The sequence below is a fragment of the Micromonospora sp. NPDC007208 genome, assembly GCF_042869175.1.
Lineage (GTDB): Bacteria > Actinomycetota > Actinomycetes > Mycobacteriales > Micromonosporaceae > Micromonospora > Micromonospora foliorum.
This window is the reverse complement of sequence record NZ_JBIAFG010000014.1, coordinates 198,281-209,538: the sequence shown is the minus strand read 5'-3', so window position 1 is coordinate 209,538 and position 11,258 is coordinate 198,281. Positions and strand designations below refer to the sequence as shown.

The following is an 11,258-nucleotide window of genomic DNA, read 5'->3' as shown; positions in this document are numbered from 1 at the left end:
ACCCCGGCCCTGTCAACGGGTTGATCGCGCCGAAACGGCCGCCGCCCCACCCGGGACGCGGCGGCCGAGGTGCCGGGGGGGGGGGGGCGGGGGGGGGGGGGCGGCGGGGGGCCCGGGGGGGGGGGCCGGCGGGGGGGGGGGCGGGGGGCCCCCCCCCTTTTTTTTTTTTTTTTTTTGGGGGGGGGGGGGGGGGGGCGGCCCCCCCCCCCCCCCCCACGCGGCTGCGCTGTCCCCGGCTCGGTGCTAGCCGGTGACGCTGAACGGTCGGGACACCTTCGTCGCCGACGTGGCGCCGGTCAGCGTGACGCTGGACGCGCCCGCCTTCGCCGCGCCCGGAACGCTCACCGTCGCGCCGGAGATGACGCCGTCAGCGTTCGCGCGCACGGTGCTGACCGCGAGCCCGGCCCCGAAGGCGATGGTGACCGCCTCGTTCGGAGCGAACCCGGAACCGTCGACCATGATCGACGTGCCGCGCGGCCCCGAGGTGGTCAGCAGCACCACCCGCGGCTGGTACGTCCGCGCTTCCGGCTCCTCCGTCACCTGGACGGTGGCCGTGGCCGGCGTACGCGAGGATGCGCCCGTCGCGGTGACGGCGTACCGGCCGGGTTGCGCGTCGGTGGAGGTCGGCACCGAGGCGCGGACCGTTCCCGTCGCGGAGGCCGCGACCTTCATGGTCCGACCCGGGTCGGTGCCGACGCTGACGGTCACCTGCTCACCGGCGGCGAAGCCGCTGCCGTCGATGGTGATCGCGCCACCGGTGGTGACGGTGCCGGACGCGGACAGCGCGATCGCCGGCTGCGATCCGCCCCGAGCCACCGTCACGGTGAAGGACTCGGTGCTGCTCGACAGGCTGTCCCACGCGGTGACACGCACCGTGTAGGTGCCCTCCCGTGGGTAGGTGTGCTGGCCGCTCATCGCGCCGGACGCGTCGATCGTCACGTCGTTCGGAACCGTGCCGTCACCCCACTGGACGCGGGCACGGTAGCCCGTCGTACCGGGAACGCCGCCGGTCACCGCTCCGAGGTTCGCCGCGAGGGCCTGCCCGGCGGTGGCCGTCTGGTCCTTCGGGGCGACGGTCGCCAGCGCCGGGGCGGGCGTGCCGTCGGTGGCCACGGCGAACACGTGGATCCGGCCCGCCGAGCGAGGGTCACCGGTCTGCGTCGGCAGGGTCACCGACACCAGCGTCTTGCCCGCCGGAATCTGGTACGGCGCGGTGGCGAACAGGAACGGCTGGGCGCCGTCGCGGCTGGTGCCCTGCAGCCGGTACGCCGTCCGGGCGACGATGATGTTGCCGTAGGACGGGGTGCCGTTGGCGTTGCCGCCCAGCGTCCAGTCGCTCAACTGGATCGGAATGCTGGCCGTGCTGCCGTCGCTGAACGTCGCCGTGCCGGTGGTGCTCTGGTTGCCCTGCGTTCCGGCGCCGACGAACGAGATGCTCTTCGCGTCCTGCGGAAGGTCGAGGACGATCGTCGACCCGTTGCCGGTGGCGTTGTCCGGCTGGCCGGCCGGAATCGCCGGCAGGGTGAACCGCAACGCGGTTCCGGGAACCTGCTGGGGCTGACCCTGGGTCGCACCGCCCGCCGCCAGGGCGGCCCGTGAGTACGCCCACGACTTGGCGTCACAGTCTGCCGCGAGGGCCCCTTCGTCACCGACGCAGACGCTGTCGAACGCGGCGGTGAGACCGGAGGTCGGGGCGTACGCCACCTCGACGCCGACCGTCGCGGAGCTCTGGCTCTCGCCGTCGGTGACCGTGACGTTCGCCTGGTGGTAGCCGGGCGTGGCGTAGGTGTGCGACCCACCGATGCGGTAGACGGCCCGCGAACTCAACGTCACCGTGCCCGCGGTGACCGGCGTGCCGTCACCCCAGTCGATGGTGGCCTGGTAACCGCCGGCGTCGCCGCCGGTGACGGTTGCCAGCGGCACCGAGACGGGTACGCCGTTGGTCGCGTGCACGCCCTCCGCGGCGGTGACCGCGATGTCGCCGCCCCCGAGGTCGAGGTCACCCCCGGCAAGCAGCTCGACCTCGGCGAGGTTGGTCTGCGCGGCGCCGACGGTCTTCGTGACGGCGAGGCGGAACTGGGCGAACCGTCCCGGCTTGTCGATCGAGTACGGGCGGGTCTGGTTGCGCCACGGGAACACCTGGCCGGTGCGGGAGTCCACTGTGGTCCAGGTGAGGCCGTCGTTGGAGCCCTGCAGGCGCCAGTCCGCCGGATCGCCCGCACCGGCCCCGGACGTGACGGTGTAGTACTTCGGCTTCTGCTTGCCACCCCGGAAGGCCCAGGTGACCTGCGGGGTCGCCGAGGTGAAGGTCAGCTGCGTGGTCGACGAGTCGTCGAACAGCTTCGACGCGTCCTGACCGCCGGTCGCGGTCGCGGTGCCGAGACCGGGGCCGGTGACGTCCTGCAACGGCTTCGGCGCCTCGTCACCCTTGGTCAGCGACGGCGGTGCGTCGTTCTTGCCGCTGCCCCACGACGACGGCTTGGCGCCCATCTGGAAGTCGATGGTGCCGCCCTTGGCGAGCGTCGCCACGTCCAGCGACAGACCGCGCTGCTTCTTACCGTTGACCTTGACGTCCTGCACGTAGACGTTCGCCGCGCTGTTGTTCGGCGCGTTGACGACGATGTCGCCGCTGCTGCGGTGCACGGTCATCCTGGTGAACTGCGGCGAACCGATCGCCCACTCGGACGACCCGGCCTGCAACGGGTAGATGCCCAGCGAGCTGAGGATGTACCAGGACGACATCTCGCCGTTGTCCTCGTCGCCCAGGTAGCCCTGGCCGATCTCACTGCCGACGTAGAGGCGGCGCAGGATCTCCCGTACCTTCTCCTGGGTCTTGGCCGGCGCGCCGGCCACGTTGTACATGTACGGGATGTGGTGCGACGGCTGGTTGCTCATGCCGAGCTGACCCATCCGCACCGCGCGCGCTTCGAGCATCTCGTGGATGACGCCGCCGTACCCACCGGGGCGGTCGGCGTTCTCCGGGGTGGTGAAGAACGCGTCGAGCCTGTCCCGCAGCGCCTGCTGCCCGCCGTACAGGTTGACCAGGCCCTGGCCGTCCTGCTGGGCGGTGAACGCGAAGTTCCACCCGTTGGTCTCGGTGTAGACGCCACCCCAGTCCAGCGGGTCACCGGCGAGGAAGTTGCCGGCGGCGTCGCGACCCTGGAAGAGCTTCGTCTTGGGGTCGAAGAGGTGGACGTAGTTGCGGGCCCGCTCCAGGAAGTAGCGCGACTCCTCCTGGAGCCGGGCGCGCTCCGACTTCGGCGTGGCCGGGTCCTTGGCGAGCGCCGCACCCATGTTGCCGATGCCGAAGTCGTTGATGTAGCCCTCCAGCGCCCAGGACACCGACTCCCCCGTGGACGTCGGCGTGTAGCCGAGGAACAGGGAGCTCTCGATGCCCTTGCGTCCGACCGCGCTGCGCCCGGACGCGACGGTCGCGTCCTTGACGGCCGCGTCGTACGCCGCGAGCGGGTCGGGCAGCTCGACCCCGGTGAGGTACGCCTGGGCCAGAGCCACGTTCGCGCTGGTGCCGGTCATCAGGTCGGCGTAGCCGGGAGACGACCAGCGGGCGATCCAGCCGCCGTCGCGGTAGTGCTGGACGAACCCGTCGGAGATCTTGGCGGCGACGTCCGGGTACAGCAGCGCGTAGGCGGGCCACACGGTGCGGTAGGTGTCCCAGAAGCCGTTGTTGACGTAGACCTGCCCGTCGACGACCTTCGCGCCGGTCGTGGTGGGGGTCGACGCGCCGGTCGGCGCCGAGACCGGGCTCGCGTACTGCCAGCGCGGCGCGGCGGCGGTGCCGGTGTTCTCCGACTGCGAGTTCGGGTAGAGGTTCAGCCGGTACAGGTTCGAGTACATGGTCACCAACTGCGACTCGCTGGCGCCCCGCACCTCGACCCGACCGAGCCGGTCCTTCCACGCGGCCGTCGCGGCGGCGTGGATCTGGTCGAAGCTCTTGCCGGTGACCTCCAGGTCGAGGTTCCGGCGCGCCTGGTCGACGGAGAGGAACGACGTGGCGAGACGCATCGTCACCTCCCGCGACGCGGAGGTGTCGAAGGTGGCCGAGGTCGCGGCGGACGCCGTCGGTGCCCGGTCGAAGGCTCCGGAGACGAACATCCGGCTACGACCTGCCGACAGGCCGCTTCCGTTGTCCACCCAGCCGGTGAACGTGCCGTCCGTGCCGATGGTGAACGTGCCGTTGTGGAAGACGAGGCTTCCGGTCGCCTGCCCGGTGGGGAAGGTGAACCGCATGATCCCGGCGTGGTCGGTGGGCGACATCTCCGCGACCAGGCCGTTCTGGAGCGTGACCCGGTAGAGGTCCGGCTGCGCCGTCTCGTCGTCGTGGCTGAAGGCGAGCGCACGACTGGCGGGCTGACCGGTGAGCGGCCCACCACCGACGACCGGCATGACCGACATCTGGTTGCGGTCGCCCATCCAGGGGCTCGGCTCGTGGGAGATCGCGAGGCCCTGGAGCATCGGCAGGTTGGCCTCGTTGTTGATCCGGTGGTACTGGTACTCCCACGAGTCGGAGGTCGCGTCGGTCACCGGGGTGAAGAAGTTGAACCCGTTCGGCACGGCGGTGATCGGCAGGTTGTTGCCGCGCGAGAAACCGCCAGTCGAGTTGGTGCCCCGGCGGGTGTCGACGTAGTTGGTCAGCGTCGAGCCGTCGATCGACGCCGGCGTGGCCGTCAGCTCGATGTCGTCGAGCCACCCCTGGAACCGGGTCTCCCCGGTGGCCTGCGGGTTGTCGTACGCGAGCAGGATGCGGTCGATCGTCTTGCCGCGCGCCACGGTGCCAAGGTCGGCCTGCACCAGGTTCCACTGGTCGGCGAAGAGCACCTTCGAGGCGCCCTGACCGGCACCCGTGAGCGGGTAGCCGTGCTGGTCGGCGGGCGAGCGACCACTCAGGTAGCTGCCGTCGGTGAAGTGCAGGTCGACGGCGGCGTAGGTGGACGGGTACCGGCCGTCCCCGTTGGTGAACTCGGGGAAGATCTTGTACGACAGTCGGGTCTGCGGCCCGACCGGGATGGTGACGTCGAACAGCTTGTTGGTCGCGTACGACCGGCCGTTGCCCTCGGCGCCGCCGGAGTAGCGCAGCGCGGCCAGTCCAGTGAACCCGACGTCCGGCTTCGTGGTGTAGCCGCCGTTCGGGCCGGCGGTCGCCTCGCTGACCATGGGGGTGGCCGGCGGGCGGACGTCCGAGCCGTCGCTGATGTTCCAGTCGGCGAGCTGCACGAGCGAGTCACCGGAGTTCGCGGTGACGTTGAGCCGGTAGAAGCCGTAGGCGTTCGTGTTGGTGAAGCTGTACGTCTTGGTGGCGAAGCGCCCGCTGAACTTCTCGCCGGCGCGCTTGTCCAGGTCGGTCCAGGTGCTGCCGTCGTTCGACCCCTGGACGACGAAGTCCTTCGGGTCCCGGGTCGGTGCGTCGTTGGCCGCGGTCAGCGAGTAGCGCACCACCGTCGCCGGCTTGGCGAGCTGGTAGGTCACCCAGCCGGTCGACGCGAACACGAGCCACTTGGTGGACGGGTCGTCGTCCTTGAGGTTCGCGGCGACCTCTCGCGGCTGGTTCTCGTCGCTCGCGGTCACGGCGCTGACCTGGCCGAGCAGGCTGCCGGGCAGCGTGGCGACCTTGCCGCTCAGGTTGGCCTGGACCGGCTTTCCGTTCGCGCCGACCTCCACGGTGCTGGTGGCGGGCTGCGGGTCGGTGGGCTCGAACGAGGAGGTGAAGTTGCCGGGCGTCGCGGCGGTGGGGGCGGCGTTCGCCAGGGGTGCGGCGACGAGGAGGCCCAGCGGGAGCAGGACGGCTGTCGTCGCCGCGATCAGGCGGGGAGAGAGGGGACGCGCAAGGGGGGTGTGCGACATGAGGGACGGAGCCTTTCGCCTCGAACCGGGTCGAGTACGTCGAAGGTCTGGGCAGAGTGGAGCGGGTGGTGGGTCAGGCCCTGACATCGTTGTCATGAGAGTTCGTGAACAACGAGAGCCGGGGCGGTGGACTGTCGCTGATAGTTCCGGGCGCACCCCGGCCCTGTCAACGGGTTGATCGCGCCGAAACGGCCGCCGCCCCACCCGGGACGCGGCGGCCGAGGTGCCGGGCCTCGACTTACGTCCGGGGACGTACGTCGAGGCCCGGGCACGGATCAGCAGGAGAGGTTGGCTCCGGCGGACACGCCGAGGATGCCGACGAACTGCTGGTATCGGGTGACGCGGCTCTGCACCTGGGCGGGGTTCCCGCCGTTGCACTCGATCGAGCCGTTGATGCTGCGGATCGTCTCTCCGAACCCGGCGCCGTTGACCATCGCATTGTGGGCGGTCATGGTGCCCGGCCCGTTCTGGGTCATCCAGTACCAGATACCGGTCTTCCAGGCCACCGCGGCGTCGGTCTGCACCAGCCACGGGTTGGTCAGCAGGGGCAGGTTGAGCGCGTTACCCGCGGCGTTGTAGTTGAAGTTCCAACTGAGCTGGATCGGCCCCCGCCCGTAGTAGGCGGCCTGCCCGGCCGGACATCCGTAGGGCTGGCCGGGGTCGCAGTAGTGCGGGTAGTTCGCGGTGTTCTGCTCGACGATGTGCACGAGCCCGCCGGTCTCGTGGTACACGTTCGCCAGGAACGCGGCGGCCTCCTGGCGCTGGACGGTGGCACTGCCGGTGCGCGCGAACGCGGGGTAGGCACTGAGCGCGGCGACGAGCCCGGAGTACGTGTAGAAGGAGTTGCGACCCGGGAACATCTGGTTGAACTGGGCCTCGGTGACCACGAAGCCGCCCGGGTTGGTGGGCGGCGGGCTGGTCGGTGGCTGACCGCCGCAGGTGTAGGGCTCCCAGTACCAGGTGCTGACGACGGGGTCGTACCCGGGATTGTCGTGCTCGGCGATGTAGTAGAGACCGTTGGTGTACCGCACGATCGCCCCGGTGGCGTACCAGGTCCCGGCGGTCCAGTTCGGGTAGCTGCAGGTCCCGCCGGTGGGCGGCGTGGTGCCTCCACCGCACGCGCCGAGATCCTCCCAGACGCCTGTCGTGCCCGGTGGCGCCTCGTTCTGGGTCCACCACTTCGCCCGGTAGTTGCGGCCGTTGTGGGAGACCTGGGCGTCTCCCCAGTAGACGGCCGAGGCCTGCCACGATGCTGAGCAGGCAGCCGCCGAAGCGGCCGTGGCCGGGATGACCGCAACCAGTCCGCCGGCGACGACCAGTACCGCCAGCGCGACCAGCGCGCGCAGTCTCGTCATGTGATCACTCCTTTCTGGGACCTCACTGGCCGAAACCCGAGCGGATATCGACCGAAGTGACTGTAACATCTTCTGTTCACAATCTTTACTATTACCCGCGGTCGGCGCGACGCCAGGTCCGTTGACGGGTGGTCGATAATTCCGGCAGCTTTCCGGATCATGTCGAGTTCATGCGCATCGACCAGCATGATCGGGACCCCAGGGGTGGCTGCTGTGCCTGGCCAGCCCCCGGACGGCCCCCTGCGCTGTTCCGAGGATGTTCCGGAACTTGTTGACGCGTTGGAATTCTCGCTGTAATACTCCGATCCATTGACGTCGATGCGATCGGCTTCGCTGCGGTTTCGGCTCCACCTACCCACTCATCCACACCTGTCCGGACTGTGCTGCCCACCCACCAGGGCGCGTCCGGGCCTGCGCGAAGGGGCACCAGATGAGCAGGCTCTTCCCCCGCACGGCCCTGTGGTCGAGGCGGTTGCGCGCGGCGCTCGCCGTCCTCGCCACCGCCGTCGCCATGTGCGGCGTCGTCCTGGCGGCCACCTCGACCCCGTCGAGCGCCGCCGCTTGCAACGGCTACGTAGGCCTCACCTTCGACGACGGTCCGACCAGCAGTACCAGCGCACTGCTGAACGTGCTGCGCGCCAACGGCGTACGGGCCACGATGTTCAACGTCGGGCAGAACGTCCAGAACAACCGGTCGGCCGCGCAGGCCCAGGTGGCTGCCGGCATGTGGGTCGCCAACCACAGCTGGAACCACGCCCACATGACCTCGATGAGCCAGGCGCAGATGCAGTCGGACCTGTCCCAGACCAGCTCGGCGATCCAGTCGGCGACCGGCAGCCGACCGGTGCTCTTCCGGCCGCCCTACGGCGAAACCAACGCCACCCTGCAGTCCGTCGCGTCGTCACTGGGCATGCGCCAGGTGATCTGGGACGTCGACTCCCAGGACTGGAACGGCGCCAGCGTCAGCCAGATCGTGGCCAACGCGAGCCGACTCCAAGCCGGTCAGGTCATCCTGATGCACGACGGGATCCAGAACACCCGCGACGCCATCCCCCAGATCATGGCCAACCTGACCAGCCGCAACCTGTGCCCCGGCATGATCTCGCCGTCCACCGGCCGCGCCGTCGCGCCCGACGGCACGACCCCGCCGCCCACCACCACCCCGCCGCCCGCCGGCGGCACCTGCACCGCGACCGCCACGACCCCCAACGTCTGGGGCGACCGGTACAACACGTCGGTGACGGTCAGCGGCGCCAGCACGTGGACGGTGGTCGTGGCCATCACCGCACCGCAACAGGTCACCACCATCTGGAACGGCACCGCCACCTGGGACAGCAGCGGCACCGTCATGACCATGCGCTCCAACGGCAGCGGCAACACCTTCGGCTTCACCACGATGACCAACGGCAACAGCAGCGCCCGCCCACAGATCCGCTCCTGCACCTCGGGTTGACCTCGCCCAGGTCGAGTCGTGCGCGGTGGGTGCGCCCGGCACCCACCGCGCACCTGCCTGCCCGCCGCACGTGGCCACTAACCTGCACGGATGCGACACACCCTCACCCCCGGGGATGACAGCCTGCACGGCCACTTCTCCCCCGACTTCCCGCCGGTGCTCACCATCGACCCCGGTGACACCGTCACCTACCGCACCCTGGACTGCTGGTGGTCCGCCGGCCCGTACCCCGGCGGGCCGAACCGGGACCGGCCCCGGGTGGCGCAGCACCGGCCCGACCACGGACACGCGCTGATCGGTCCGGTCGCGGTCCGCGGTGCGCGCGCCGGCCAGACCCTCGCGGTACGCGTCGACGCGGTCGTCCCCGGCCGCTGGGGAACCACAGTGGCCGGCGGCTGGCCGAGTGAGTTCAACCAGCGCTACGGCGTGCAGGACCAACCGGTGGTGCACGCCTGGGCGCTGGACCCGGTGACGATGACCGGCCGCAACCAGCACGGCCACACGGTCGCGCTGCGGCCCTTCATGGGAGTGCTCGGCATGCCACCCGCGGAGCCGGGCCGGCACTCGACGATCCCACCGCGCCCCTGGGGCGGCAACCTGGACTGCCGGGACCTCACCGCCGGCAGCACCCTCCTTCTGCCAATCCCGGTGGACGGCGCGCTGTTCTCCGTCGGGGACGGACACGCCGCACAGGGTGACGGTGAGGTCGGCGGCACTGCGATCGAGTGTCCGATGGACGAGGTGACGTTGACCTTCGACGTACGCGACGACTTTCCGGTCACCGGCCCGGTGGCCCGTACCCCCGACGCCTGGCTGACCCTGGGCGTCGGTGCCTCCCTCGACGAGGCCACGTTCACCGCCCTGGACTCGATGCTGACCCTGATGCAGCGGCTGCACGGCCTCAGCCGCGCGGACGCGGTGGCGCTGGCCAGCATCGCGGTCGACGTGCGGGTGACGCAGATCGTCAACCAGAGCGTCGGCGCGCACGCGGTGCTCCGCGACGACGCGCTGCGCTGGCCGGACCCCGGTTCTGTCGGGGGGCCTCGATAACGTGTGGTCACTGTCGAAGCGCCGGCCGGATCGCGCCGCTCGCTGACCCCTCGGAGGCCCCCCATGTCCCAGGAGACGACCTACCTCGAACTGTCCGAAGTGGACGGTGCGCACAAGTTCTACGAGGTCATCGTCGACAACGCCACGCTGACGGTGCGCTACGGCCGGATCGGTGACCAGGGGCAGGTCAAGGCGAGCGCCTATCCGGACAACGCCCGGGCCCGGGCCGCCGCGGCGAAGAAGATCGGGGAGAAGGTCCGCAAGGGCTACGCGCCGGCGGTCCCCGGCGTCCGCCAGAAGCGCACCGTGTCACGGCGGCAGATCGTGAGCACCCGGTCCACCGCCCACACCGCCCCGGTCCTCTGGCGCTACGACTCCGGCGCCCCCGCCTTCGGCATCTTCGTCGACGGGCAGCACTGCATGGTCGGCAACGAGCACGGCGTCATCACGACGCTCGACCACGACGCCCAGGTGCGCAGCCAGGTCCGCCTTCCCGACGGCGTGAAGTGCATCGTCGCCGACGACGCCTGGATCTACGCCGGCTGCGACGACGGCAACGTCTACGACCTGTCCGGGAAGGTGCCCCGGGTGGCATACGCGATCGCCCCGGAGATCGACATCTACTGGCTGGACATCCACGACGGCGTCCTGGGTGTCTCCGACGCCGACGGTGGGATCACCGCCGTCGACCACGAGGACGAGTTCCTGTGGCGTCGCCCGGGGCGGGGGCGTTCGGCCTGGATGGTGCGGTGCGACAACGACGCCATCTACCACGGCCACTCGCAGGGCGTGACCGGCTACGAGTGGCGTACCGGCGGGGAACTGTGGCACACCAGGACCGGCTCGGTGCTCTTCGGGTGGCAGGAGCAGGGCAGTGTGTTCGCCGGGACGGGCACCCGCGAGGTGGTCCGACTGTCCAAGTCGGGTCGACTCGAACGCACCTACCGCTGCGACGCCCCGGTCTTCTCCTGCGCGACCGCCGAGGGCGGCCGGTACGTCTTCGCCGGTGACAGCCAGTCCTCGATCTACTGCTTCGACGCGGCGGGCACCCGGCTGTGGAAGCTCGGCACCGGCTGCGGTTCGGCGTACTCCATGCAGTACCACGACGACCGGCTCTACGTCGTCACCACCGGCGGCCACCTGGCCTGCATCGACGCGAGCGAGCCGGCGATCCGGGCGGCGCAGGCCGGGGACGTGCCCCAGGTCCGCGACATCAAGGCCCCCCGCCAGACGCCTCAGCCGGTGCAACCGACGATCGTCGAGGTGACGAGCGACTCGGGCGCGGGCGTGGTCGTGCAGTGCCTGGACGACCGGGGGCGGTTGCGGGTGCAGGTGCTCTCCGACGGCTACCGGCGGGACTGGTCGGTGCAGTTCCCCAAGGGGATTCGCGAGCCCGGCGCCCGCTACCTGGTGACCGAGGTGCGCGAGTCCAGCCGCGGTGGTTACTACCGCGCGTACGGCGACATCCGCCGGCTGCGCTGAGCGGCGAGCGCACCGCCTGCGTCACCGAGGGGCCCCGGTCGCACACGCCGTGTCGTAGG

5 protein-coding genes are annotated in these 11,258 nt (G+C 70.6%); 3 read left to right on the top strand and 2 right to left on the bottom strand.

Annotated elements, in window-relative coordinates; genetic code table 11:
• Positions 1–243: 243 nt before the first annotated feature.
• A complete protein-coding gene (locus ACFYL6_RS25080; RefSeq protein WP_387174723.1) occupies positions 244–5,859 on the bottom strand; it encodes a GH92 family glycosyl hydrolase in 5,616 nt (1,871 codons plus the stop codon).
• Positions 5,860–6,134: 275 nt separating this feature from the next.
• Positions 6,135–7,214: a glycoside hydrolase family 19 protein gene (locus ACFYL6_RS25075; RefSeq protein WP_387174721.1), complete on the bottom strand. Its 1,080-nt coding sequence runs from the start codon at positions 7,212–7,214 to the stop codon at positions 6,135–6,137.
• 430 nt (positions 7,215–7,644) lie between these two features.
• Between ACFYL6_RS25075 and ACFYL6_RS25070 the strand changes: the two genes are divergently transcribed.
• The 3 genes from ACFYL6_RS25070 to ACFYL6_RS25060 all read left to right on the top strand — a co-directional run bounded on the left by ACFYL6_RS25070 (position 7,645) and on the right by ACFYL6_RS25060 (position 11,199).
• The gene (locus ACFYL6_RS25070) at positions 7,645–8,667 is read left to right on the top strand and encodes a polysaccharide deacetylase family protein (protein WP_387174719.1); all 1,023 of its coding nucleotides are present in this window, start codon (positions 7,645–7,647) and stop codon (positions 8,665–8,667) included.
• A 90-nt stretch (positions 8,668–8,757) separates the two neighbouring features.
• On the top strand, positions 8,758–9,717 hold the full coding sequence (locus tag ACFYL6_RS25065) for an acetamidase/formamidase family protein (protein WP_387174717.1): 960 nt from the start codon (positions 8,758–8,760) through the stop codon (positions 9,715–9,717).
• A gap of 63 nt (positions 9,718–9,780) precedes the next feature.
• Positions 9,781–11,199: a PQQ-binding-like beta-propeller repeat protein gene (locus tag ACFYL6_RS25060; RefSeq protein ID WP_387174715.1), complete on the top strand. Its 1,419-nt coding sequence runs from the start codon at positions 9,781–9,783 to the stop codon at positions 11,197–11,199.
• The last annotated feature ends 59 nt before the right edge of the window (positions 11,200–11,258 follow it).

What these genes read in the sequence shown, in the direction of transcription:
- ACFYL6_RS25075 (WP_387174721.1), bottom strand. Translation starts at nt 7,214, where the DNA reads ATGACGAGACTGCGCGCGCTGGTCGCGCTGGCGGTACTGGTCGTCGCC.
- ACFYL6_RS25070 (WP_387174719.1), top strand. Translation starts at nt 7,645, where the DNA reads ATGAGCAGGCTCTTCCCCCGCACGGCCCTGTGGTCGAGGCGGTTGCGC.
- ACFYL6_RS25080 (WP_387174723.1), bottom strand. Translation starts at nt 5,859, where the DNA reads ATGTCGCACACCCCCCTTGCGCGTCCCCTCTCTCCCCGCCTGATCGCG.
- ACFYL6_RS25060 (WP_387174715.1), top strand. Translation starts at nt 9,781, where the DNA reads ATGTCCCAGGAGACGACCTACCTCGAACTGTCCGAAGTGGACGGTGCG.
- ACFYL6_RS25065 (WP_387174717.1), top strand. Translation starts at nt 8,758, where the DNA reads ATGCGACACACCCTCACCCCCGGGGATGACAGCCTGCACGGCCACTTC.